The organism is Ligilactobacillus pobuzihii E100301 = KCTC 13174, from assembly GCF_000349725.1.
Taxonomy (GTDB): Bacteria; Bacillota; Bacilli; order Lactobacillales; family Lactobacillaceae; genus Ligilactobacillus; species Ligilactobacillus pobuzihii.
Window position 1 is genome coordinate 15,889 of sequence record NZ_KB714690.1, and the last position, 24,625, is coordinate 40,513.

The 24,625-nt window shown below is 40.4% G+C and carries 28 protein-coding genes, 1 riboswitch and 1 other annotated feature; of the genes, 19 read left to right on the forward strand and 9 right to left on the reverse strand.

Annotated features, from left to right (window positions below; genetic code table 11):
- The first annotated feature begins 162 nt into the window (after positions 1 to 162).
- The 6 genes from thiD to rbsU all read left to right on the forward strand — a co-directional run bounded on the left by thiD (position 163) and on the right by rbsU (position 5,433).
- Complete coding sequence (thiD, locus tag LACPOB_RS0103555; protein ID WP_017867453.1) at positions 163 to 996, forward strand: bifunctional hydroxymethylpyrimidine kinase/phosphomethylpyrimidine kinase; 834 nt, start codon at positions 163 to 165, stop codon at positions 994 to 996.
- Positions 983 to 1,624: a thiamine phosphate synthase gene (gene thiE / locus LACPOB_RS0103560; protein WP_017867454.1), complete on the forward strand. Its 642-nt coding sequence runs from the start codon at positions 983 to 985 to the stop codon at positions 1,622 to 1,624. The genes thiD and thiE (LACPOB_RS0103560) overlap by 14 nt, the downstream gene beginning before the upstream one ends.
- A 139-nt stretch (positions 1,625 to 1,763) precedes the next feature.
- Complete coding sequence (rbsR, locus tag LACPOB_RS0103565) at positions 1,764 to 2,759, forward strand: ribose utilization transcriptional repressor RbsR (RefSeq protein WP_017867455.1); 996 nt, start codon at positions 1,764 to 1,766, stop codon at positions 2,757 to 2,759.
- Between the two features lie 100 nt (positions 2,760 to 2,859).
- Positions 2,860 to 3,771, forward strand: a complete 912-nt coding sequence (gene rbsK, locus LACPOB_RS0103570) for a ribokinase (protein WP_017867456.1) — start codon at positions 2,860 to 2,862, stop codon at positions 3,769 to 3,771.
- A 44-nt stretch (positions 3,772 to 3,815) separates the two neighbouring features.
- Complete coding sequence (gene rbsD, locus LACPOB_RS0103575) at positions 3,816 to 4,211, forward strand: D-ribose pyranase (protein WP_017867457.1); 396 nt, start codon at positions 3,816 to 3,818, stop codon at positions 4,209 to 4,211.
- A gap of 331 nt (positions 4,212 to 4,542) precedes the next feature.
- Positions 4,543 to 5,433: a ribose/proton symporter RbsU gene (gene rbsU / locus LACPOB_RS0103580; RefSeq protein WP_017867458.1), complete on the forward strand. Its 891-nt coding sequence runs from the start codon at positions 4,543 to 4,545 to the stop codon at positions 5,431 to 5,433.
- A gap of 171 nt (positions 5,434 to 5,604) precedes the next feature.
- Here the strand turns inward: rbsU and thiM are convergent, their stop codons facing one another.
- On the reverse strand, positions 5,605 to 6,471 hold the full coding sequence (gene thiM / locus LACPOB_RS11700) for a hydroxyethylthiazole kinase (protein ID WP_017867459.1): 867 nt from the start codon (positions 6,469 to 6,471) through the stop codon (positions 5,605 to 5,607).
- Complete coding sequence (thiW, locus tag LACPOB_RS0103590; protein WP_017867460.1) at positions 6,464 to 6,997, reverse strand: energy coupling factor transporter S component ThiW; 534 nt, start codon at positions 6,995 to 6,997, stop codon at positions 6,464 to 6,466. The genes thiM and thiW overlap by 8 nt, the downstream gene beginning before the upstream one ends.
- Before the next feature lie 99 nt (positions 6,998 to 7,096).
- Positions 7,097 to 7,186: riboswitch (TPP riboswitch) on the reverse strand.
- 82 nt (positions 7,187 to 7,268) lie between these two features.
- On the opposite strand from thiW, the gene thiE (LACPOB_RS0103595) reads away from it, so the two are divergent.
- From thiE (LACPOB_RS0103595) to brnQ, 5 genes are all read left to right on the forward strand, one after another.
- Positions 7,269 to 7,877: a thiamine phosphate synthase gene (thiE, locus tag LACPOB_RS0103595; protein WP_017867461.1), complete on the forward strand. Its 609-nt coding sequence runs from the start codon at positions 7,269 to 7,271 to the stop codon at positions 7,875 to 7,877.
- 179 nt (positions 7,878 to 8,056) lie between these two features.
- Positions 8,057 to 8,977: an RNA-binding cell elongation regulator Jag/EloR gene (gene jag, locus LACPOB_RS0103600; RefSeq protein WP_017867462.1), complete on the forward strand. Its 921-nt coding sequence runs from the start codon at positions 8,057 to 8,059 to the stop codon at positions 8,975 to 8,977.
- A gap of 67 nt (positions 8,978 to 9,044) precedes the next feature.
- The gene (locus tag LACPOB_RS0103605; RefSeq protein WP_017867463.1) at positions 9,045 to 9,506 is read left to right on the forward strand and encodes a MarR family winged helix-turn-helix transcriptional regulator; all 462 of its coding nucleotides are present in this window, start codon (positions 9,045 to 9,047) and stop codon (positions 9,504 to 9,506) included.
- Between the two features lie 57 nt (positions 9,507 to 9,563).
- Positions 9,564 to 9,944 (forward strand): SMU1112c/YaeR family gloxylase I-like metalloprotein, encoded by a 381-nt coding sequence (gene gloA2 / locus LACPOB_RS0103610; protein WP_017867464.1) that lies wholly within the window; start codon positions 9,564 to 9,566, stop codon positions 9,942 to 9,944.
- A gap of 550 nt (positions 9,945 to 10,494) precedes the next feature.
- A complete protein-coding gene (brnQ, locus tag LACPOB_RS0103615) occupies positions 10,495 to 11,889 on the forward strand; it encodes a branched-chain amino acid transport system II carrier protein (protein WP_017867465.1) in 1,395 nt (464 codons plus the stop codon).
- Between the two features lie 595 nt (positions 11,890 to 12,484).
- On the opposite strand, the gene LACPOB_RS0103620 is transcribed toward brnQ, so the two are convergent.
- Together LACPOB_RS0103620 and LACPOB_RS0103625 are read right to left on the reverse strand one after the other, a co-directional pair.
- On the reverse strand, positions 12,485 to 13,405 hold the full coding sequence (locus LACPOB_RS0103620; protein WP_017867466.1) for an alpha/beta fold hydrolase: 921 nt from the start codon (positions 13,403 to 13,405) through the stop codon (positions 12,485 to 12,487).
- 318 nt (positions 13,406 to 13,723) lie between these two features.
- The gene (locus LACPOB_RS0103625; RefSeq protein WP_017867467.1) at positions 13,724 to 14,281 is read right to left on the reverse strand and encodes a M15 family metallopeptidase; all 558 of its coding nucleotides are present in this window, start codon (positions 14,279 to 14,281) and stop codon (positions 13,724 to 13,726) included.
- Between the two features lie 427 nt (positions 14,282 to 14,708).
- Here LACPOB_RS0103625 and LACPOB_RS0103630 point away from each other — a divergent pair, with 427 nt between their 5' ends.
- The 5 genes from LACPOB_RS0103630 (at position 14,709) to LACPOB_RS0103650 (ending at position 17,644) form a co-directional block, all read left to right on the forward strand.
- Entirely contained in the window at positions 14,709 to 15,323 is a 615-nt protein-coding gene (locus tag LACPOB_RS0103630) for a DUF1700 domain-containing protein (RefSeq protein WP_017867468.1), read from the forward strand.
- Positions 15,323 to 16,273 (forward strand): DUF4097 family beta strand repeat-containing protein, encoded by a 951-nt coding sequence (locus LACPOB_RS0103635; protein ID WP_017867469.1) that lies wholly within the window; start codon positions 15,323 to 15,325, stop codon positions 16,271 to 16,273. Before LACPOB_RS0103630 ends, LACPOB_RS0103635 begins: the two co-directional genes overlap by 1 nt.
- A gap of 30 nt (positions 16,274 to 16,303) precedes the next feature.
- Positions 16,304 to 16,642: a PadR family transcriptional regulator gene (locus LACPOB_RS0103640; protein ID WP_017867470.1), complete on the forward strand. Its 339-nt coding sequence runs from the start codon at positions 16,304 to 16,306 to the stop codon at positions 16,640 to 16,642.
- A 61-nt stretch (positions 16,643 to 16,703) separates the two neighbouring features.
- A complete protein-coding gene (locus tag LACPOB_RS0103645; RefSeq protein WP_017867471.1) occupies positions 16,704 to 16,970 on the forward strand; it encodes a PspC domain-containing protein in 267 nt (88 codons plus the stop codon).
- Between the two features lie 116 nt (positions 16,971 to 17,086).
- Positions 17,087 to 17,644: a YdhK family protein gene (locus tag LACPOB_RS0103650; RefSeq protein WP_017867472.1), complete on the forward strand. Its 558-nt coding sequence runs from the start codon at positions 17,087 to 17,089 to the stop codon at positions 17,642 to 17,644.
- Between the two features lie 70 nt (positions 17,645 to 17,714).
- Here the strand turns inward: LACPOB_RS0103650 and LACPOB_RS0103655 are convergent, their stop codons facing one another.
- The 5 genes from LACPOB_RS0103655 to LACPOB_RS0103675 all read right to left on the reverse strand — a co-directional run bounded on the left by LACPOB_RS0103655 (position 17,715) and on the right by LACPOB_RS0103675 (position 21,877).
- Entirely contained in the window at positions 17,715 to 18,560 is an 846-nt protein-coding gene (locus LACPOB_RS0103655) for an amino acid ABC transporter substrate-binding protein (protein ID WP_017867473.1), read from the reverse strand.
- Positions 18,557 to 19,213, reverse strand: coding sequence for an amino acid ABC transporter ATP-binding protein (locus LACPOB_RS0103660; protein WP_017867474.1), 657 nt, complete (start codon positions 19,211 to 19,213; stop codon positions 18,557 to 18,559). Before LACPOB_RS0103660 ends, LACPOB_RS0103655 begins: the two co-directional genes overlap by 4 nt.
- An 11-nt stretch (positions 19,214 to 19,224) precedes the next feature.
- Positions 19,225 to 19,866: an amino acid ABC transporter permease gene (locus LACPOB_RS0103665; protein WP_017867475.1), complete on the reverse strand. Its 642-nt coding sequence runs from the start codon at positions 19,864 to 19,866 to the stop codon at positions 19,225 to 19,227.
- A 488-nt stretch (positions 19,867 to 20,354) separates the two neighbouring features.
- Positions 20,355 to 20,607: a binding site (T-box leader), on the reverse strand.
- Between the two features lie 71 nt (positions 20,608 to 20,678).
- Complete coding sequence (locus LACPOB_RS0103670) at positions 20,679 to 21,266, reverse strand: LOG family protein (RefSeq protein WP_017867476.1); 588 nt, start codon at positions 21,264 to 21,266, stop codon at positions 20,679 to 20,681.
- Between the two features lie 59 nt (positions 21,267 to 21,325).
- Positions 21,326 to 21,877: a GNAT family N-acetyltransferase gene (locus LACPOB_RS0103675; protein ID WP_017867477.1), complete on the reverse strand. Its 552-nt coding sequence runs from the start codon at positions 21,875 to 21,877 to the stop codon at positions 21,326 to 21,328.
- Positions 21,878 to 22,065: 188 nt separating this feature from the next.
- Between LACPOB_RS0103675 and LACPOB_RS11705 the strand changes: the two genes are divergently transcribed.
- The 3 genes from LACPOB_RS11705 to LACPOB_RS11710 all read left to right on the forward strand — a co-directional run.
- The gene (locus tag LACPOB_RS11705; protein ID WP_017867478.1) at positions 22,066 to 23,172 is read left to right on the forward strand and encodes an MFS transporter; all 1,107 of its coding nucleotides are present in this window, start codon (positions 22,066 to 22,068) and stop codon (positions 23,170 to 23,172) included.
- A 6-nt stretch (positions 23,173 to 23,178) separates the two neighbouring features.
- Positions 23,179 to 23,445, forward strand: a complete 267-nt coding sequence (locus tag LACPOB_RS0103685; protein WP_017867479.1) for an ACT domain-containing protein — start codon at positions 23,179 to 23,181, stop codon at positions 23,443 to 23,445.
- 22 nt (positions 23,446 to 23,467) lie between these two features.
- Positions 23,468 to 24,625 (forward strand): PFL family protein (locus LACPOB_RS11710; protein WP_017867480.1); only part of this gene is annotated, 1,158 nt, incomplete at its 3' end.

The window sequence follows — 24,625 nt, forward strand, 5'->3', positions numbered from 1 at the left end:
ACACGTGTAGCCGCTACAGTCTTTGCTAGGATCGGTGAACTTGCAGTTGGTGATCAATCGACAATGGGTCCTGGTACTTTTACAGTCAACTTATTAGATCAATTACAACTAGCACAACTTGAGCAAATCAAGCAAAATATTAAATTTGAGGAGGCATAACTAATGACAGAACAGATCAACTCTTTTCCCCAAGTTTTGACTTTAGCAGGAACTGATTCAGGTGGTGGCGCAGGGATCATGGCTGATTTAAAAACGATGCAAGCACGTCACGTTTTCGGCACAGCCGTGGTTGTTGCAGTGACAGCACAAAATACTCTAGGAGTTCAAGATTCGTTGATGATCCCCCAAGAAATGATCGATGCCCAATGTGCTTCTTTGGCGGACGATTTTAACATTAAAGCCTGCAAGACCGGGATGTTAGGTGATGCCAAACATGTGCACTATATTGCCAAGAATTTGCAAAAGTATGATTTTGGTCCTTTAGTAGTTGACCCAGTGATGGTCGCAAAAGGCGGAGCGACACTGCTAACAGATGATGCGATACAAACGGTCATAGATGAGTTGTTGCCTTTAGCGACAGTCGTGACGCCTAACTTAGTGGAAGCTAAACGGATCGTTGGTCACGAAATAAAAACGGCAGATGAAGTCAAAGCTGCCGCCAAGGAGATTCAACAGTTAGGTGTTAAAAATGTCATTATCAAAGGTGGGCACATGACCGCCAGCAAACAAGAATCGGCTGATTATTTCTTATTTGCTGACCAAACTGATCTCTGGCTATCTGCACCCCGGATCAACACGAATCGAACACACGGTACAGGGGATACATTGTCGTCTTGTTTGGCGGCAGAGTTAGCCAAGGGTATTGATATGAAACAAGCAGTTCGGACTGCTAAAGCATACGTTCAAGCCGCTATAGAAAACACGATCCAAGTTGGTCATGGGCACGGTCCCTTAAATCACTGGGCGTATGGGGAGGAAGAAAATGCTAAAATTTAAACCAGGATTTCTAAGGGCCTATTTTGTCTGTGGGAGTCAAGACTTAGTGCCAAATGATAATTTATACCGAGTGGTAGGACAGGCGTTAGAAGCTGGGATCACTGCTTATCAATTTCGTGATAAGGGGACTGCTTCACAATTTAACGAGGATGAACGGTTTAAAGTCGCCCTCCGGTTGCGTAAATTATGTGCAGAATATCAGGTCCCTTTTATCGTTGATGATGATGTAAAGTTAGCTGTAGCACTTCGAGCAGATGGGATCCACGTTGGTCAATCAGATGAGAAGATCGAGCAGGTAATAAGTGAGGTCGGCAATGAAATGTTTATCGGCTTGTCTTGTTCGAATGAAACTGAACTTAAAGACGCTGAGCAAGTTAGGGGTATCGCCTATTATGGTTGTGGGCCTGTTTATACCACAGTCTCTAAGGCGGATGCCTCACCTGTGATCGGTACGAACGGTTTAAGTCGATTGGTAAAGCTAGCTCATCGACCAGTAGTGGCGATCGGTGGGATCACGACTAAGACTGCTAAAAAAGTCCGTCAAACAGGAGCAAAAGGTGCGGCAGTGATCTCAGAGATCGCACAAAGTCCAGATATCTTTTTGACTGTGCGGCAATTAAAAGGATAGTTTACTTCAGTGGTTGTTTTTGACAAACGGCGGGGGATTTAGTTTGTCAAAATACGTTGATATAATGTCAGTAGGGAGGGTATTTGCTATACTGGAGTATAATAACAATTAATTTGAAGATGAGAAGGCAACTTAAGTTATGAATAAGAAAAAAGTCACGATCAAAGATGTTGCAGAAAAAGCAGGTCTTTCGATCACATCGGTTTCACAGATCTTAAACGGCAATACGCAGCGATTCAGCGAAAAATCAATAAAAAAAGTACAAGCTGTCCAAGAAGAACTAAAGTATGTGCCGGATTTTTTTGCGCAGCGGATGGTCACTAAAAAAAGTCATTTGGTCGGTGTTTTGGTACCAGATATCAGCAACCCTTTTTTTGCGCAACTTTTTTTGGGGATCCAAGATATCTTGACTCAGCAAGGTTATGTAGCTTTGCTATACAACATGTCAGATGACCAAAAACAAGAGAGCCACTACGTAGAAGAACTGATCCGTCGAGGAGTTGACGGTTTGATCATTGCTAGTTCATCTTTTTCAGATCAGTCGATTTACCAAGCTTTGCAAGCGCAAAATTTACCAATGATCGTGATGGACCAAAAGACAGAAACGGATCTGGTCGATGCAGTACAAACGGATAATTTTGATGGTGGGCGGCAAGCGGCTGTGTATTTACAAAAATTAGGCCATCAAAAGGTGGCTGTCGTACTGCCAGAAAAAGCAACAGTCAATGTGCGCAAGCGGTATGAGGGTTTTGTCAGCGTCTATGGAAATAACATACTTGAAGTGGCGAGTGAGTTATCGACAAGCGGCGGTCAAGTGGCTGTGAAAGATATCGTAAAATCAGACGTTACGGCGATATTTGCGATCAATGACCAGATCGCATTTGGTTTATATATGGGATTAAAAGAAGCTGGCAAAAAGATCCCGCAAGATTATAGTGTGATCGGATTTGATGACATCGGTCCATGTAAATACGTTACACCGGCTTTAACGACGATCGCACAACCAACTTTTGAACTTGGACAAGAAGCAGCAAAAATGCTGATCAAACGGTTAATAGAACCTAAAAAAGAACCCGAAGAAAAAATGCTTCCTGTGAAATTAGTTCAACGTTTTTCAGTAACACCCTTGAAATAGCTTTCAATAGGTGTTATTATTTTTTGTCGGAAGCGTTAAAACGTTTTACCAAATTTTGTTATTTGTAAAATGTGAAAATTCAAGTAAGGTGGTAATTTTGATGAACAAAGTGACAGTTGTTGGAAGTATTAACCTTGATACAAACTTACGTGTAAAGCGGATGGTCAAGCCAGGCGAAACGATCCATGCCAAAGAACATTATTCTGCTGGCGGTGGTAAAGGGGCTAACCAAGCGGTTGCTGCCTCACGTGCCGGAGCCGATACTACATTTATCGGTGCAGTTGGTAACGATGCTCCAGGTAAACAAATGATGGATCTTTTAAAAGAAGAAGGGATCGACTTATCTGGGATCGATACGATCGCTAACGAATCAACTGGCCAGGCTTTTATCACCGTTGATGATGAAGGTGAAAACTCGATCACGATCTATGCTGGTGCGAACTTTGCTTTTGGACCAAAAGAAATCGATCAAAAAGAAAGTTTGTTAAAAGATAGCGACTTTGTGATCGCGCAGTTTGAAACACCGATCGATGCAACTATCAGGGCTTTTGAAATTGCTCACAAAAATGAAGTTAAGACGATCTTGAATCCTGCTCCGGGTGAAGATAGTATTTCAGCTGACTTATTGAAGGTCACAGACATGATCACTCCTAATGAAACAGAAGCAGAAACGATTACTGGCGTGCACGTTGAAGACGAAGTTTCTGCCAAAAAAGCAGCAGCCAAGTTGCATGATCTAGGTGTTGAAGTTGTGATCATTACCATTGGTTCCAAGGGCGCTTTTTATGATTTCAATGGTACAAGCGAATTAGTTCCAGCATTTAAGGTTCATGCTGTAGATACAACGGCAGCTGGTGATACATTTATCGGAGCAATGAGCAGTGTCTTAAAAGCCAATTTTTCCAATTTGAAAGACGCAATTTTATTCGGTAATAAGGCTTCATCTTTAACGGTTCAACGTTATGGTGCACAACCTTCGATCCCTTACCAAAAAGAAATCGAAGTTAAATAAACAGGACAGAACAGATATCTGATTTACGGAAGGAAGCATAATTCATGAAAAAAACAGCAGTTATCAATTCAAATCTTTCACGTGTCATTTCGCAAATGGGTCACTTTGACAAATTAGCTATCGGCGATGCTGGTACACCAGTTCCAGAGGGGACAGAAAAGATCGATTTGTCTGTTACTCGTGGGATACCAGCATTCATGGATGTTTTAAACAATGTTTTGGAAGAATTAGAAATTCAAAAGATTTACCTGGCAGAAGAGATCAAAACTGAAAATCCTGACATGTTAAAGGCGATCCAAGAACGTTTGCCAGAAACACCGATCGAATTTATCACACATGAAGAATTGAAATCTGATCTGAAGGATTGTAAAGCATTTGTTAGAACTGGTGAAATGACACCATTTGCTAACATTATGTTAGAAAGTAACGTTGTATTTTAAAGTGAATTAAAATGTGTCTGACTTGGAGAGGTTAGACATGTGGTATGAGAGAAAGAGAGCAAGTAGTTAGGTTACGTGAGCTAGAAGCCTGTGCCTATCTAACTTTAAACAATACATCAAAAATCGCGATGTATCGTCAAAAGCCCGATAGTGCTCGACTTCTGAACAAGCTCCCTTCACCTTGTTTTTAGTTAGGTTACGTGAGCTAGAAGTCTGTGCCTATCCAACTTTAAACAATACATCAAAAATCGCGATGTATCGTCAAAAGTCCGATAGTGCTCGACTTCTGGGCAAGCTCCCTTCACCTTGTTTTTGATTAGGAGGAAAAATAATGAACGCAGTTGCGCTTTTAATTGGCCTTGGGCCTTTGGTTGGTTGGGGTCTTTTCCCAACAGTTGCTTCTAAGATCGGTGGCAAACCTTCTCACCAGATCTTAGGTGCGACAGCCGGGACGTTTATTTTTGCAGTAATTTTTGCTTGGGTCCAGGGTATCCCAATGCCTAGTGGATCAGCTTTAGTATTTTCAATTATTTCTGGTATCGGCTGGGCTTGTGCGCAGATCGTTACGTTTATGTCATTTGGTTTAGTTGGCTCATCTCGCGCTATGCCTGTTACAACAGCTTTTCAGTTATTGGGTGCATCACTTTGGGGTGCTTTTTATCTTGGTGACTGGCCTGGTATTGCTAATAAAGTTATTGGTATTTTAGCTTTAGTTGCAATTATTATTGGCGCTTATATGACAGTTTGGTCAGAAAATAAAACCGCTGAAAAATCAGGCTATTTGAAAAAAGCTGTTTTGTGGTTAGCAATTGGTGAAATTGGTTACTGGGCATACTCAGCAGCCCCACAAGCAGCTCATATCGATGGGATGCATGCTTTCTTACCACAATCTATCGGAATGTTGATAGTTGGTATCGTGTACGGCATCATCATGACTTTCAATAAGAACACAGATGAAAAGCCATTGAAAGATAGTACATCATACAAACAGATCATTGCAGGTTTCTTCTTTGCTTTTGGTGCTTTGACATATTTGATCTCAGCACAACCGGATATGAACGGTTTGGCAACAGGGTTCGTCTTGTCACAGACATCAGTTATCTTGGCCACGTTGACAGGTATCTGGTTCTTAGGTCAAAAGAAGACCAAAAAAGAAATGACGATCACAGTCATTGGGCTAATTATTATCGTAATAGCTGCAGCAGTTACTGAATTTATTTAGTGATCGAAACTAAGTTATGATCACTACCGGACTTTTTGTAACTTATCTTGATTTTCATGTGTTGCAAAAAGCTAGTTAGGTGATGTCTTTTACCTTGAGTAGCTGTCTAAGCCAAAACAAAAAACTCGTATCTTTAACTGAGTGTTTCCAGTTAAAAGTGCGAGTTTTTTGCTAATTATCAATATTATGACAGTGATCATCTAATTTATAGGCTCTGATCTTTTTAGTCCAATTATGGTCTTGTGATAACAACGATAATTGGTCTAAAGTTAGATGTCGGAAGGTTGCGATCCCTGTTGTCACGTCATTTTTTTTCGCAGCCTGTTCTCCACATAAATTGAAATAACTGACGGCGTTGAGCACGGCCTGTAACGGAGATGTTTTTGTACCTAAAATAGCTGCGATCAATGCACCCACGATATCGCCTGAACCGGTGAAGGAATCAAGGCCAAAAACGCCATTTTCCAAAACAAAAGCTTTATCGTAAGAAACGATTAGATCACGTTGACCGGTCGCTAGAAAAACTGTATGGGGATATTCTTGGGTTACTTTACACAAACTCGTTTTGAGTTCAGTTAGAGCCCCATTTTCTTGATCTAAGTTACTGCTATCAACACCGCGTCCGTGGCTATACAGTCCACAAAAAGTCCGCATCTCAGAGATGTTTCCTTTGACCACAGAAATTGAGGCTGTTTTTTCTAACAACTCATGGGCTAAATTATTGCGTAATTTGGTAGCTGTGATCCCGACAACATCCAAAACAGTTGGTTTGTTAGTCTCATAGGCCCATTTACTTGCTTGTTTTAAAGACGTCACCTGTGTTCTTGAAAGATGTCCTAAATTTAATAGTAGTGCGTCAGTTTGTTGGAAAATATCGGCAAATTCCGCTGGGTAATCTGCCATCAATGGTTTAGCTCCCACGTATAACAGTGCGTTAGCCACTGTTTCTAACGAAATATCGTTGGTGATGCAGTGGACCAAAGGTGTTTTTGATAAGGGAAAAGCCGGCTGGACATTGATTTGCGAAATATTACTCACTCCTTAAAAATCCTTCAGGCCAAAATAATTTTTGGGCCTCTTTGAATGGTTTGATTTGAATTAACTTTAGTAAAATAATGTAGGCTACAACTGAACCGATCACAGCTGCACCGAAAAAGCGTGGTGTATAAATGAAGAGGTACAAACTGCTGCTAGAGCCAGTGAACCATGCCATAACTGGGTAAGATAGCAATGACCCAATGATCCCAGTTCCAATGATCTCACCTAGCGTAGCACACCATACTTTGTGTCCCCATTTGTAAAAGATCCCGGCAAGTAAAGCGCCAAAAACTGCACCAGTCAGGGCTAGTGGCGGTATCCCTAATAATAACATGCGAATGATCCCGCACATGACAGCCATGATGGTTGCATAGACAGGCCCTAAAAGTGGGGCAGCGATCACGTTAACGACACTGGACATTGGTGCCATACCTTCGATTCGAAAAATTGGCGATAAAACAACGTCGATCGCGACCATTAAAGCAACGATCGTGATTTTTTTGATACGTGAATTCTGTTTTGACATATTGAGCACCTCAAATTTTTTAAAAGTCCATGGGATCACTGTGCCAAAATAAATAAAAAGTCCATTCGTAGTAATACGTACGAATAGACTAAAATTAATATTATTTAATTTGTCTATCCCTTCGCTGGTATTGTCCAGAGCAGGTTCATGGGTCTGATCTCAGCTATAATAGCACCCCATAGACTTCTGTATTTATGATAATGTAATTGTAGCGCTTTATTTTGAATTTGCAAAGGAGAAAAAATGACAAAAAAAATGGGGATCACTTTATTTGATCACAGATCATACAAATTTGACGGATGAACAATTTTTAGTTGTTATTGAAAAAGCATGTCAAGCTGGAGTCGATTTGGTGCAGCTGCGAGAAAAAACTGGCAGCAGTCGAGAACTTTTGAATTGGGCATTACGAGTTAAACAACTTACTGATAAATATAACGTGCCGTTAATTATTGATGATCGAATAGATATTGCTCAGGCGAGCGAAGCAGCAGGTGTACATTTAGGCCAAAGTGATTTACCTGTCAATCTCGCACGTCAGATATTAGGGCCTGAAGCGATCATTGGTGCAACGACTAAAACTATTGAGCAGGCAGACATCGCCCAAGCACAAGGAGCAGATTATTTGGGGTGTGGTGCAATTTTTCCTACCACAACACACGTTAAAACGGTGCAAACTAGCATCGCAACACTTACGGAAATTTGTGCCAGTGTTGATCTGCCTGTATATGCGATTGGCGGCATGCGTCCAGATAGAGTGAAGACTCTTAAAAATACAGGAGCAGCAGGTGTGGCAGTTGTATCTGACTTGATGCAGGCAAGTGATCCAGCTGTTAAAGTCCAAGATTTCAAGGTAGCAATACAAGATAATCAGCTCGGTTGAAGTTTGGTAATTGAGCTGGATAAGAAACATAAAAATTTTAACTAAAAATGAAATTGGCTTGTAAATAGGTTTTATACAAAAATGTTGCTTGTCAAATCATTATAATGCCAAAAACGTTCATCAATTGAACTATGTTGTGGTATACTAAAGTATGTTAACTGCGCTTTCATGCAGTTATTTTGAGAGAAGAAATAATATATAAATGTCAGGAGGGAACACCGACGAAATATGAAGCAAATTCAGTTGAAGAGGCAATTTCTGCTGGCTTAACTGATTTAAAAGTGACGCGTGCTCAAGTGGACGTTCAAGTTATTTCGAACGGTAAGAAAGGCTTTTTGGGTATTGGTAAGCAATTAGCGGCTGTTGAAATAACAGTTAAGGCACAGAAATCAACACCAAAGCCAGTTCCAAACGAAGGAGTAAAAACTGAGTCCAAAGCAAAGAATAGTACAAAAACGCAGGACACAGAATCATCTAAGGTGGGTGAGAAAAAAACGACTCAGCCACAAAATACAAAAGAGCAGTCAGCTTCTAGTGTTAATGACGAGAAAACTGAAACTAACATGACCAAAGACGATAAGGAAAAAGACGCTGATTTTAAAGCAACAGCTAAAAAAGAAGCTGCTCCTACAGAGCCAGAAGGTCCAAGTTTTGAAGATGTCTTGGTGGAGCTCGGAAATTATTTGGCGGAAGTTACGAAGAATATGGGAATCAGCGCAACAATCAATGTGACACCAGAAAAGCATACGGTTTACTATGATTTTGAAACTGAGCAAGAAGGTTTGTTGATCGGGAAACGTGGTAAAAACTTGAATTCTTTGCAGCTGTTAGCGCAGGACTTTTTAGACAAACGAGTCCGTCGGCGTGTCCGCGTGATTTTAGATGTTGCCAATTATCGGGATCGTCGCGCAGAAACTTTGTCACATTTGGCACAGAAAACTGCTCGTGATGCGATCGCCGCAGGAAAACCGATCACACTTGATCCAATGCCTGCCTTAGAACGTAAAGTGATTCATACTAGCTTGGCAGATAATGAGCATGTTGAAACGTATTCCAGGGGCAATGAACCACGTCGCGCAGTTGTAGTCGATCCGCAGTAGCAAATATTAGGCACACAGAGTTGAATTTTAGGCAGAGTCACAGTTATTTACGCAAAGGAGAATTTCCATGAAAGAATATGAACCGGGGCATATTGAAAATGAACTTTGTTTTGCGATCTATTCCGCACAAAAGTTTTATACAAAGTTCTATTCAGAATCACTGAAAGAATTTAATTTGACCTACCCACAGTACTTAACGCTTTTAGTGTTGTGGGAAGAACGTCGTCCGATGATGATCAAAGAGATCGGTGCTCGCTTGAAACTTGATACCGGAACCTTGACACCTTTGTTAAAGCGGATGGAAAAAGATGAGTGGGTCACTCGGACACACGTCCCTGAAGATGGTCGGAAAGTCTATATTAAGTTGACTAAAAAAGGGATCGACAGTGAAGATGCCGTTAAAAACCAAGTTAAAACTTGTTTAGATTCGATCGATATGACTTATCCAGAATACGAAGATAGTGTTCAAACGGTGAAGTCGATCGGTAAAAAAATCAAAAAAGTCGATGAAACTTTAGAAGGTCGTTAAGACTATTTAGCAAGTTCTCTGTAGGGAGACTTGCTTTTTTAATAGGAGGAAAATAATTTGATATTTGCAGAAGTTGATCATTTGGCCGTGATTTGTCATGATGAAAAGCAGGCACTTGATTTTTATGTTAATAAGCTAGGCTTTACTATAAAAGACCGACATGTCCGTTTAGAAAAAGAAGATATTTTATTTCACTTGGTCGGTGCAGGTCTGACTTTGGAGTTGTTTATCAAACCAACTGCGCCAACCCGTGTAAGTGATCCAGAAGCAGCGGGTTTACGCCATTTGGCTTTTAAAGTCAAAGATGTTGACCAGGTAGTATCAAAATTGGCTCAGTACGGTATTGAGTGTGAACCAGTTCGTCAAGACAAATTCACGGATGAAAAGATGACTTTTTTCTTTGATCCAGATCACTTGCCTTTAGAGATCCATGAGTAATTGCGATGTGCGTTGTCTTTGATACTATCTGAGAGGAATTTACGGAAATTTATTTTTCGCAATATTGAGCCATGGAAACCGGTTTTGAGTTTTATTTGACAAGCTAAAATTTATAGATTAGAATTATTAACAATAAATTACAAAACGCTGTGAGAAAGTTAAGTATCATCTTTAAAGTCGAAAGCGAGCTTCGTGTGGTGAAAGGAAGCAGGCCATAAGGTGTGAAGATCCCTTTTGAGCGATGCACCGAATTTAAGTAACGTGCATTGGTGACACCCATTATAGTGTTAACGTATCGTCTTTTTGACCGTACGTGAAGAAAGGTAGGCTTTTTTGAGAGATCATTAGGTCTGTAAAATAAGGTGGTACAGTGCACAAAGCGCCCTTAATTCAGTATGAAACTGGATCGAGGGTGCTTTTTTTGTGAGGTAATTTATGCTCGTTATATACATAATTTAATGGAAGGAAGTGGTGATCGTGGAATCTCCAAGTGACATTAGTCCGATTAAAATTTTGCGTCAAAATTTACAAATAAGGGAGTTAATTATTTATGCACGATACACAAGATCTCGATCCAAATCCATTAACAAAGAAACAATACTTCGTCGTTAGTTCCATGTTGTTTGCTCTTTTCTTTGGGGCCGGCAACTTGATTTTCCCAATACATTTAGGCCAACTATCTGGAGCTCAGTGGGTCACAGCCGGGCTGGGGTTTTTAGTTACGTCTGTTTTATTGCCGTTACTGTCTGTTTTAGCGATCAGTGTGACTCATTCGCAAGGTGTGTATGACGTCGGGGCACCTTTAGGTCGTTATTTTGCCCTGGCTTTTATGGTACTGATCCATCTGACGATCGGCCCGCTTTTCGGAACACCGCGGACAGCTACAGTTCCCTTTACAGTTGGTTTTCAACCAATGTTACCGAGTTCTTGGTCACACATAGGTCTGCTTTTATTTTCGGCTCTTTTCTTCGGGGCGGCCTTCTTAATTTCTTACAAGCAGTCTAAAATCATGGACATGTTGGGTAGGGTATTGAATCCGGTCTTTTTCCTATTACTTTTCGTAGTATTTCTGCTCGGATTTTTCCATCCAATGGGTGCGGCAGGTGAGCAGGATGTTACTTTAAATTACCAGTCGGCAGGATTTTTTAACGGATTTTTGCAAGGCTATAATACGATGGATGCCTTGGCTGGTTTAGCATTCGGCGTGACAGTCGTGACTGCTATCAAGCAGCTGGGCAAAACGACTCCACGCAGCAATGGGAAAGTGACTATGAAAGCCGGCTTTTTAGCGATGGGTATGATCGGCTTGATCTATGCTGCTTTGATCTGGTTGGGTGCTACGACTTTGGCCCAATTCAAGGTTTCCGCAGATGGCGGGGTAGCTTTCAATCAAATCGTGACCCATTATTTGGGTGCTGCCGGACACGCTTTGCTGGCGGTTTTGATCACCGTTACTTGTTTGACAACAGCCGTTGGGTTAGTAGCAGCCTTTGCGCAAGATTTCCATAAACATTTTCCTAAGGTCAGTTACCATGTTTGGTTGGCATTATCTTGTTTAGCTTCATTTCTGACAGCTAACTTTGGTTTGGATAAAATTATCAGTTGGTCCACACCAATGCTGATGTTTCTATATCCATTTGCCATGGTTTTGATCGTTTTATCAGTGGCTTCGCCTTTGTTCAAACACGATCCAGTTGTTTACCTCTGGACTGTGGCTTTTACAGCAATACCCGCATGTTTAGATATGGTTGCTTCTTTTCCGCCACTAGTTAGCCAAAGTGCTTTCGGACAGGCCTTAGGTGATTTCCAACAGAGCCTTTTGCCCTTGGCGTCATTTGGTTTAGACTGGTTACTGCCTGCAGTAATCGGAGCAGCACTTGGTCTGGTGGTTCACTTTTTGCGACCAGTTTTCGCAGGCAGGACTAATACTAGTTCTGATCAGTAGTTAATTTATAGATCTTGGCTTCAATCTTTTGGGACACGTTTAAGGGCCGTCGATTTAACCATATTTAATGGGATAGATCGATGGCCTTTTAGAATCACACAATTAGATATATCTCAGTCCGGTGGCTTTTACTGCTCTAATATCAGTCTTATTTGTTATTTTAGGAATAAAAAACTCTCCTTGATAATAAATACGGATTTTGTTTATTCCAGATTTATTATTATAAGGAGAGCACTTTACAATTTTTTCTAAAATTCAACTCGAAAAAAAGCTGGGCATTTTTTAACGAAATCACAACCGAACGCAAGTCAAAAATATCGCAGTTTTGGTGTTATCCATGTTGCCTATCTTTTGACACAACTTTTATCCCAAGTCCAGCCTGCGTGGTAAAAATAACAGAGAAAGGAGACAAGTGCGCGCAAAGCCGTGCCATTACTAAGGAGCGATTTTTCACTAGTTTGGTTCAGGCAGCCCAAAAGCACCAAAATTCTGAGATTATTTTGCAGTTCATACTGGATGTGGGTTTAAGAGTTCGGCAAAATATTTAAAATTTTTAAAGTACAGTATAAGTAGCGTATATCGCTTGTTAATGTTTTTAGTCTCTGAATTTTTTAGCAACGTGTAAAAGTTTATCCCAAGTTTTAGCTTCCGTGGTTTTTAGGTTGGACTTGATATCCGGTAATGGTAAATTGTAAAAATTCGTGATCAACTCAGTGACTAATTCGGGTTTATCTAAGGGTAACCAATGTGTACCCTTGATAGATTGCCAGGAAAAAGGGCCACCTACGTATTTACTAGAAGCAGCCATTTGTGCTGAACTGAGATAGGGATCACTTTTGCCAAAGATCCCAAAAACTGGTATTTCAGTGGGCGGGAAAGGAACTTTAACTTTCGTTGGTTTCAAGTTAGCGCGATATAAGTTTAAAGCAGCGGTAAAACGGCCAGGACGACTGAGATCTGGGATCCAATTGGAATCAGCTTCGGGGTCATTTTCGCTAAATAAGCGTAAAACAGCCCAGTCATTTTGCGAAAACATTTTCTCCGCAAATTTTTCTGACTGAAATGCCATTGTGTACCAGCCTTTTTGTTGTTGTTCAAAACCACCATCGTTGGCGTAGGCTTTTGGGTGACCAACACTTAATGGAACAAATGAACTAAAATGTTCGGGGTAAAATGTGATCAAACACCACCCCAAGATGGCGCCCCAATCATGACCGACTAATTTAAGTGGTCCATCTAAGGCAAGGCGTTGTTTTAATTCAACGATATCTTGCATGAGATACTTGATTTTGTAACTACCGACAGCGATCGGTGCGTTTGACTCACCAAAGCCACGGAGGTCTGGCGCAATTATGCGATAACCATCGTTGATCAAGAGTGGTGCCATTTTGCGCCAGACATCAGCAGAATCCGGAAAACCGTGAAGCAAAATAATTGGGATCCCAGCACCTTCATCATAATATGCCATGTTTATTCCTTGTAGCATGATATGTTTGCGTGCTAATTGTCGCTGCATGTAAATTACCTCCTAATATACTTTTAACTGGTTATTTTCATGATACTTTGATTTAGAAAATTTTTCCAATATGGTCACTGGATAAAAACAAAGTAAGTATTCGATTTTTGGAACACGTTTAAACAAGAGTGAGACAAAAGATGTTTTGAAGCCGATTTGTAACGACGATTGCGTTATTTTGGATCGTAGTAAAGCGAAGAGACAGAATGACGTAACCATCGTTGCAGTAAGGCTTTAATCTTTTGGAGCACATTTAAGGGCCTTCGATCTACCCCATTTAGTGGTTGTTCGAAGGCCCTTTTAGAATTGCACAGCTAGTTATTTGTAATCATTTGGATCAGCTTGGAGTGGACCATATTCATCCATTTGAGAATCACGGAAGTCCCACCATTCACTTTCGTAACCGACAAAGCCAGCTTGTTTCATTGCATCATCCAAAATTTTATGATACTTAGCGGCTTCATCAGGCCATTTAGAGGAACGACGAGCCATTGCGGTGAAGTCGTCAAAGCCAGTTGGCATCGGGCATTCTTCACCGTTAGCAAATGTCATAGTTAAATCAAAAGTCACCCCTTTTTGATGACTATAATTTTCATCAGGTGGAGCTACAAATTCAGAGTTAGGATAGACCTCAAAAAGTCTTTTTTGTGCTTGGGTTGGACGAAAAGCGTCCCATATTTTTAAACGATACCCTTGTTCCTTAACGATCGAGCTAGCTACCGCAAGTTTTTGAGCAGTTCCAGTCCGGGCGATAGCAGTTGAAAAATCATAGACCACTTCCCCAGTGAAGTTGTTAGTTGTGGCGTAACGCAAGTCTACGATGATATCTGGGTCAAGTTTTTGTACGTTAGTGAAACCGGTTGATTCAGTGTCCATAAAATACCTCCTGTTTTTAAATGTAGCTCATAAATGAGATTTTTATTCTAAGTCTGATCTTTTCTGTTTTCTTTTCTTAATGCATACTACTATTCTACCTGAAATATTGCAGTAAACCTATAGGAGTTTTAAAGCTAATTACTTTCTTTAGAAAAAATGATCACCGAAAATGACATTTATAGACAATAGCTGAGAAGTTTTTGGCATCAATTCCTTTTACTTGAGAAGACTATGAAAACCGGTCATAATAAGGCTGTATTATAATAATACATTATATTTATCTAATTGAAGTTAAGTTTGATGAGAAGTTTCAGTGTGTTATTACATTATTACTTTACTTTTAATATTATATACTATATAATATCATTATAAAATATAGTTTGAATGGAAATGCAGTAAAATTCGTGAGATGCAGGGGGGAGTAGTTATGGATAAAGCGAGGTATTTAGTTGACCTAGAAGAATACCTGGGTAATTTAAGTGAGGACGAGAAAAAAAGTGCACTAGAATTCTATGAAGAATATTTAACAGATGCTGGATTGGAAAGCCGAGACGAAATCGAAAATGAGTTGGGGACACCTCGTCAGTTAAGTCGTAAGATCTTGGCGGATCAATCGATCAAACAAAGTGAAAAGGAAGCCAAAAATGGTCGATTTGCGACACCCCAGTCTAATTCGAAAATGATCTGGTTGATTGCTTTGGCGATCATTACTTCACCGTTTACTTTGACGATCGGTTTTTTTGTCCTGATCGCCTTAGTGGTAGTCGGTGCACTATTGCTTGCAGCGATAGTTAGTTTGGTAGTCATGATCGCAGCTGCGATCGTGATGGCCGGAATGGCATTGTATGCCGGATTAGGTTTGTTGTTTACAGCTCCGTTCGTAGGTCTCTTTTATATTGGTGGTTCCTTAACGGCGACAGCAGTTTTGATGATCGTGATCCCGATATTATATTGGATCTGTGCTGCTGTGATCCAGGGCATCGCGAACTTTTCCCGTTTCGTTTATCACAAATACGGAAATCGTAAAGGGGGTCGAGAATAATGAAAAAAACATTTAAATGGGGTTGGATCCTCTTAGTAGTTGGGATAGTTTTCTTAATTATCGGTGGTTTTGCTCATGGTGCAAAAGACGTAGTATTTAACAACTGGCGTCCGATGGTTTATAGTACCAAAGCTGATTATCATAAAAATTATGGCATCGATGATTTCGACCAAATTGACGTGTCTGTCAGCAACGCTGATGTTAAGATCCGCCGTGGAAATGATTATCAAGTTAAATATAATGGGCGCAAGAGTGCACGTCCAAGTGTCAAAGTTGTGAACGGTCGTTTGACAGTCCGACAAAAAGGTTCAACTCAAAAGAATCGTTTTGTTGGTTTTCGTTGGTTTGGTAATGAAAAAGATGTCAGCAATAAAGTGACAGTTTATGTTCCTGACAATGTGAAATTAAAGAAGGTACGTAATCTTAATAACTATGGTGAAACGCATATTAAAGCCATTAGTACTGATTATTTAGAAGCGATCGGTTCTGAAGGTGCTTTGAAGCTAAGTAACATGAACGTTGATAATGCCAATATTGAAATGCGAGATAGTAGTGAAGTTCGGTTTGAAAATACCAACTTGTTATCCGGATTAGTGACAAGTGAAGATTCGGATATTAATGTTTCAAATGGTGCTTTACGTCGTGTTGAGATCCAACAAGAAGACGGCGATGTCAATATGCGTAATGTTGCCTTGGACGGTGGTAAAGCTGAATTGTCTGATGGTGATATCAACTTGTCAGAAAGTACAGTTTCTCATGGTTATTTAATTACAAATGATGATGGTGATAACGTCTTGAGAAACATTAAAGCTGGTGGGTATGAAGTGGTCAATGAAGATGGTGACAATAGCGTATTTGGTAAAACAAGTGATGGTGGCAACATCCACAGTGGTACTAGCCAAAATGTGATCACCGTTAAGAACTCAAGTGGAGACAACACAGTACGCTAGCCAGACGGTTTAAGAAAGGAAGCATTGCTTATGAAAATTCAAGTAACCGCTGATCTGCTTGACGGCCTGGTTTTAGCCTTACTAAATCGAGAGGACTATTATGGTTATGCATTAACTCAAGAAATGCAAAAAGCAATTTCGATTTCAGAATCAACGATGTATCCAGTGCTACGTCGGTTAAAAAAAGATGGTTATTTAACGACATACGACCAGCCGTTTCAGGGCAGAAATCGGAGGTATTATCAAATCACTGAAAGTGGTGAGCAGCATTTAGCTAAAGTTTATAAAATGTGGACAGATTACAAGAGAAGTTTGGATCAAGTCTTTGTGCCAGATAAAAAGCGTGATGCAACTAACGCAAATGCATGAATAAAAATCTAAGTAGTAAGAATTTTAATGGTGCGTGGCCAGTATTAAAGGAGAGAAAAATATGAGTAAGAAGAAAAAACAATTAACAAAATCAACCAATAAGGTCGTTAGTGGTGTGTTCGGTGGCGTAGCCGAGTACTTTGGTTGGGATAAGTCGATCGTACGCTTGATTGGGGCCTTTTTAATTATTTTTCCTGGAAACATCATTTTGGGAGCCATTTTCTATTTTGCCGCTGCGATCATCATGCCTGATGCCCCTAGCCAGCAAGGAGGCTCAAGAAATGACGATGATGACTCAATGATCGAGGGCGAATTTAAAGAAAAATAAGTGAGCAATAGAAAGTTTTCACAGTAATACATAGCTGGGAAAACTTTTTTTTCGTTAAAGTAAGGATGTCGAGACATTTCGATATGTAGCCAAAATAGTTTATGAGGAGGGGTAAGTTGAAAAAATTATTGCGTTATTTAGGCATAGCATTGTTACTGATCGTTGTAGTATCTGGGTGTTCTAGTGACTCAAGTCATAAAGAAAGCTCTGATGATCAAAGTCATTCTTCGCAAAAAATGAAGATGCACCATGGCTCAAATTCCCAAAAAGATAGCTCTTTAAAAAAAGCTAAAGATCCTAAATATAAAGCGGGTTCTAAGGTTAAATTAAGTGCAGATCATATGAAAGGTATGAAAAATGCTAATGCAACGATCGTGAATGCTTATGATTCAAAATTGTACGCAGTAGACTATAAGCCTTCTTCTGACAAAAAAGTCGTTAAAGATCATAAGTGGGTCACTAATGACGAGATAGAAGGTAATCGTAGGGAATACGGTAAAGGCGATAAGGTGACACTAACAGCTGACCATATGCCAGGCATAAAAAATAGTTCAGCAACGATCGTTGAGATCAAAGACGGTCCAGCATATATGGTCAATTATCAACCGACAAATGGTGATAAGCAGGTCAAAAATCATAAATGGGTTGCAGAAGACGAACTAAAAGCGCGTTAGAATAACGTAAAAACAAATAAAAAATAATAACCATTATCCAAGCATAAATCAATGAGGATAATGGTTGTTTTTATTTGTTTTTGACCAATGGCGAATCAGCTTTATCACCGAACCACTTTTGGTTGATTTGTTTTAAGGTCCCGTTTTTTCCTAGTTTAACAAGTGCTTGATCGATTTTTTGTTTCATCGTGACATCACTTTTGCGCATACCTACACCAAATTGTTCATCAGGGAAGGCACCACGGATCGTTTGAAAATCTTCGGGGTGCTTTTGATGGGCAATGTAGTAATCAGCGTAACTACTGTCGATCAATAGTCCTTGGATCCGACCAGAATTTAAGTCAATGAAGGCATTAGTGAACGACTCGTATAAAATGGGTTCATGGTCTTTGATCCTATCTTTCAGAAGCTTAGGATATTTATTGATGTCATTTGACCCAGACGAACCAGTTTGTGCGCCTAAGACTTTGCCTTGCATGTCCGCTAAAGAGTTGATGTGATCTTTTTTTAATGATACTAAGACCTGATTATTTTTCAAATATGTGCGGCTAAAACTTACTTTAGAGCGGCGTTCGGGTGTCTTGGTAAAACCATTCCAAATCAGATCGATCGTCCCGTTTTTTAATTCAGTTGCGTTCATGGACCAGTCGATCGTTTGAAAGTTAGCTTTGATGCCATAAGTTTTAAAAACTGCTTTGGCTAAGTCAATGTCGTATCCCACTAACTGGCCATTTTTTTGACGGTAGCCCATCGGTACAAATGTATCGTCGACACCGATCGTCACATAACCACGCTTTTGGATCTTAGCCCAGTTGTCTGTTTGATCAGCTTTATGCCCTACTGATATGCTGCAGGCACTTAAAAAAAGCAGACATACTAATGATAGAAAAAGTGTTAGTAAGTGTTTTTTTTTCAAACAGAGTCGCCTCCTAAAGCATCCAAAGCATTGACAGTAAAGACTTTATCAGCAGTTTGTTTAGCAAAATCCATATCATGGGTCACGATCACTTGCGTCATTTTTTCATTTTTCAAACTCAAGATGATCTGACCGACTTTTTCACGTAAGGCAGGATCCAAGGCTGAAGTCGGCTCATCATAACACAAGACTTGCGGTTCCATCGCTAAGGCACGTACGATAGCGACCCGTTGTTGTTGACCGCCAGATAACTGGTAGGGATAGAGCTGTTCTTTTCCAGCTAAGTCTAATTGCTGGAGCAATCTTTCAGCTTGTTTCTCTGCGGCTTTTTCCTTTTGCTTGAGTACTAATTTGGGAGCCAAAGTTATGTTTTGTAGCACAGTTAAATTAGGAAAAAGTTGGTAGTCTTGGAAAACGACCCCGATGATTTGTTCTGCGTTCGCTGGAGCTGCTGGGTCAAAAGGTTGACCATTTAATAAAAATGAACCTTGCTCTGGAGTTTCCAGACCACTTAAGCAGCGTAGTAAAGTTGTTTTACCAGCACCAGAAGGGCCAACAATAGCTAATATCTGCCCATCAGGTATTTCTAAATTCAAGTTATCTAAAATGGTACGTTCACCAAATTTTTTTGTAATATTTTTTAATTCAAGCATAAGTGATCCTCCTATCTCCACTTCGAGTAGTGCTGTTCAACTTTACGCAAAGCATATGAAGCGACACCAGTCATGGCTAAATAAATGACACCAACTAAGACTAATGGAACTAAGGTGACATCGCGGGCAGTGGCGACGTTACCGGCACGTAAGAGGTCGCCTAACCCGATGACGTAAACTAGGGATGTATCTTTAACTAAGTTGACGACTTCGTTACCGATCGATGGTATCACGATCTTGATAACTTGCGGGATCACAATATGCATCAAAGTTTGCCATTTAGTCAAACGCAAGACTTTGGCGCTTTCGAATTGACCTTCAGGGATCGCTTGGAAACCGCCACGAAAGATCTCGGCAAAATAGGCAGTGTAGTTCATGATGAAAGCACATAAAGCAGCGTCATAACGTTGAAAAATGATTCCGATGATCGGTAGGCCGTAAAAAACAAAAATCAATTGTAATAAGAGTGGAGTACCACGCATGACCCACACGTAAAATTTTAAAATGGCACGGAGTGGTTTAAATTTAGAAAGAAGCCCTAAACTAACGAGGACACCTAAGGGAATTGAAGCAATCAGGGTCCACAAAAAGATCTTGATAGACATCCAAGCTCCTGCTAGTAAAGATGGTGCAATTTGTTCAATATAAGTCATAATAAAACCTCCAATTATAAAAACAGAGTGGAGCAAGTCGATAAAGGCTCGAGCACTATCGGACTTTGGCACCATATCCGATTTTAGGATGTGGCGTCAAAGTTGGTTAGGCGGAAAGCCTTGACTTGAGCAACTCGACTATAAAAACAGAGTGGAGAACCCCGCTTAAAAGGAGAGCACTAGCGAGCTTTCACGCCATATTGTGGTTTTAGCAATATAGTGTGAAGGATAGCTAGGCGCAACCTTTTGGGGTTCAAAACTCCACTATAAAAACAGAGTGGAGCAAGTCGGTAAAGGCTCAAGCAACTTGCAAGACAATAACAGTTAAAAATCAATAAAAAAAGTCGTCCTTTATGTCACACAGACACAAAGGACGACTTTAGCCGTGGTCCCACCTCGTATTTATTACCTGCTTACACAGATAACCTCAGCAAGTTTGATCAAATGATTATTTAGAAAATAAAAAAGCCATCCCTAGGCATTAGGCCTAAGAGGACGACTATTCGCGGTTCCACCTCATGTTCATCGCTTGCTCACACAAACGAACTCACGGAGTTTAATTTGACCAAACTCGTGCGCTAACGGGGCGTTTTCCGGAATTTCTTACTTTTGTATATATACTCGACTACATTCAGAAAATCAACTGACAGGTGTGATTCATTATAAACTATCATGTATTCTTTCCAGCTCCGAATACTCTCTGTCTGTGCTTATAACTACTAGTCTGCTCATAGTTTTTGTTCATTATTAAGTTGTATTTCATTATAAACGCGATATAAGAGAAGTCAAGCTAAAATTTAAGAACGGTTTAGCTAAAACTTAGTTTCATTTGCTGTGTTGTAAGTTCTGATCTTAGGTGGAACGTAGTCTGTCATAAAGTTAAAAATTTCATCTAAAGAATCTGAAAAGAGTAATTTCTGATGGTCTTCAGATGTCAAGAATCCTTTTTCAGTCATTTGATCAAACATAATTTTCAAAGGGTCATAGTATCCCTTGACATTATAAAAGATGCAGGGATTATTATTTTCACCAATACGAGCCCATGAAAAAGCTTCAATAATTTCCTCCAAAGTTCCCGGACCGCCAGGTAATGCAATACAGCCATCAGAAAGGTCGAGCATCATTTGTTTTCTTTGTGCCATATTATCAACGACTGTTAAGTCAGTCAATTTGTCAAACGCAACTTCACGTTCTACTAATTTGTGTGGCATGATCCCGTGGACTTGTCCTCCATTATCTAAAACCTGTTCAGCTAGTAAGCCCATTAGGCCCAAACCGCCGCCACCATAAACTAGCTCGTAGTCATGTTCGACTAAATAATTTCCTAACTGCATGGTCGCTTCTTGATAGGCTTTTTCATTTCCCATCGAAGCACCACAGTATACTGCGATTTTTTGCATAAATTACTCTCCTTGTTTCAAATTGAAAAATCTCTTGTTTAATATTTTAACATTTGCTACTAGTGATCTGTTTGCCACTCTTCTTTAAGTAGTGTCCATATATTGGCATCGTGAAATCCATCAGCTAACAGTTCGCTGGCTCGAACCATGCCATCCAAATGAAATCCTGCTTTTTGTGCCACGTGATTACTAGCTACATTATCAATAGCTGCGTGGATCTCGATTTTATGCACATCATATTCTAAGAAACCAAGTTTACACATCGCTATCACCGCACGATGCATAATGTTACGGTTTTTGAACTTATTACCTAACCAGTAGCCGATCTCAGTTGAATGATCCATTTGCAAAAAACGATTAAAACTGATCATGCCAGCAACTTGTTTTTGATAACGGATAATTAAATTTACCGAAATTCCTTTACCAAAGTTTTCTAAAACTGTGCGTAAAAAATTTTCTTCGTCGGCCACATTTTGCATTCCTGCTACCCAAGATAACCATGGGGCAAGGTCACTACGACTTTCTTCAACCAATGAGAAAAGAGGGATTGCGTCTGTTTTTGGGCGTGGAATGGCAAGACTGACTTCATCATCGATCTGGTATGTAAACATGTTAGGTCATCTCCTACAAAAATAGTTATATTAACTGTACGTACTTATTGCAAATTAAGCAATAAATCAGTACGATAACATTAACAAAAATCATACACTTTAGGTGTAATGGAAGGCAGATCATGATGAGTGAAGAATAAATATGTGTTATTAGCTGATATGTTGGTCAATATGGGGATCGTTTGATCATGCCGATCACAACTTTGTACGTGCACAATTCCTTACATAAGAGTTTAGTCATAGCTGGCTACGTTTTGTTAGGTTTTTCTGGTGCAATGACCGTTGGTAACTTGATAGGTGGACGTTTATTTGATAACTGGCACCAGAAAAAAACGATGTATTTGGGCGGAGCGACACAGGTTTTATGCTTATGTTTACTGACTTTATTTCCAATTTGGCCGGTGTATCCCATTTTATTAGTTTTTTATGGTTTGGGATTAGGCGTTTTGAACTCGGCTGTGAATGGTTACTTAGCCTTTTTACAAAAGGATGACCCAAATATTTTTAATAATGGCTACTGGTTAGCTAATATCGGGATGGCGTTAGCAACGCTTTTGTCTGGCTTGTTATTTGATATTAGTATTCGGTTGATCTTTGGTGGTTCTGCGCTTTTGTTTACGCTGACCTTGGTTTTGGTCCGCTTTAAATTTCAGGATTTTACCGTGGCTAAATTTTCTACAAAAACTATGACGGGTACGGTGCGAACTAGTTTGGCAAATAAGCTGGGGATCTTTGTAGTCTGTTTAACAATGATCGTGATCTGGATGTGTTACGAACAGTGGAACAGTAATGTGTCGGTCTTAATGACCAGCCAGGGGATCTCGGTGTCACGTTACAGCATGTTATTTACGATCTCAACCTTGGAGATCATAGCCTTGCAGCCTTTTATCACGCGCTTGTTTTCCAACACTTTTCGGGCTGATAAATTGAAAGTGGCTTTAGGCGTCTTGGTTTTTGCTTGTTCTTACCTGATTTTGGTCAATGCTCATGAGTATTGGCAATTCGTAGCCGGGATCACTTTTGTTTCTTTAGGTGAAATACTCGCACTAACAGCGATTCCGATGTTATTGAATCGTTATGCAAATGACCATGATCGCGGTACGATTCAATCTTTAGGAAGCTTATCCGGTTCATTAGGCCGTGCCTTAGGACCATTGACCGGTGGTTGGTTGATCACGGCCTTAGGCTATGACAAGACATTTTTAATTTTCTTTTTCGCTCATGTGGTAGTAGCGTTAACCTTAGGTTGGGTGCGCATGCCTCAATTAACGGGCAACAAATCAATGGAAGGATGAAATATTATGCGCGCAATTTTAACTACGATCGGACAAGATCAAGTCGGGATCATTGCAGGTGTTAGCAAGTATTTGTCAGATTATGAGATCAATATTTTAGATGTTTCTCAGACGATCATGGGTGGCAATTTTACAATGATGATGTTGATCGACTTACCGCAGACAACTGATTTTCAAAATTTGACAGCGGAATTATCTAAATTAGGGACCAGCTTAGGTGTGGAGATCAACGTACGTAACGAAGAGATCTACCGTGCCATGCATCAACTTTAGAAACAAGGGGTGGATACAAGCTATGGAAACAGAAAAAATTATGGAAACGGTCAATATGATCGCCAACGAAAATTTGGATGTTCGAACGATCACCATGTCGATCTCCTTGTTGGATTGTATTGATAGTGACAGTGATGTTGCTTGCCAAAAAATTTACGATAAGATCACAACTAAAGCCCAGGACCTAGTTAAGGTTGGCCAGCAGATCGAGGCTGAATATGGTATCCCGATCACCAACAAGCGAGTGACAGTTACACCGATCGCGATCGTTGCAGCAGCTAGTCATGATAAGGACTACGTCAAATACGCCAAGACACTAGATCGTGCAGCACAAACGATCGGGATCGACTTTATTGGTGGTTACTCAGCTTTAGTACAAAAAGGATTCCAGCAAGGTGACCGCACATTATTGAGTTCTTTACCAGAGGCCTTGGCTGAAACGGACTTAGTTTGTGCGTCAGTCAATGTTGGTTCTACTCGTTCGGGGATCAACATGGATGCCGTTGCGCAGATGGGACAAGTGATCGTTGATGCTTCCAAACGTGATGTGATGGCTAACGCTAAAATGGTTGTTTTCTGTAATGCAGTCGAAGATAATCCCTTTATGGCAGGTGGTTTCCAGGGAGTTAGTGAGCCTGATGTCGTTATTAATGTCGGTGTCTCGGGACCAGGAGTGGTCAAATCCGCTTTAGAAAAGGTTAAGGGAGAATCAATGGATGTTGTTGCTGAAACCATTAAACAAACCGCCTTCAAGGTGACACGAATGGGGCAATTAGTTGGTACTTTGGCGGCACAGCGTCTGAACACACAGTTTGGTATTGTTGATTTATCCTTAGCGCCAACGCCTGCTGTCGGTGATTCAGTTGCTCAAATTTTGGAAGAAATTGGGCTGGAAAGTGTAGGTACCCACGGGACAACGGCGGCTTTAGCTTTACTGAATGACGCAGTAAAAAAAGGCGGGATCATGGCTTGTAGTCACGTGGGAGGACTATCAGGCGCATTTATCCCAGTTTCAGAAGATGCGGGGATGATCGATGCCGTCACCGCGGGCCATTTGAACATCGAAAAACTAGAAGCCATGACGGCTGTTTGTTCTGTAGGCCTCGATATGATCGCGTTGCCTGGCGAGACTCCCGCCAATACTATTTCCGCGATCATTGCGGATGAAGCGGCGATCGGG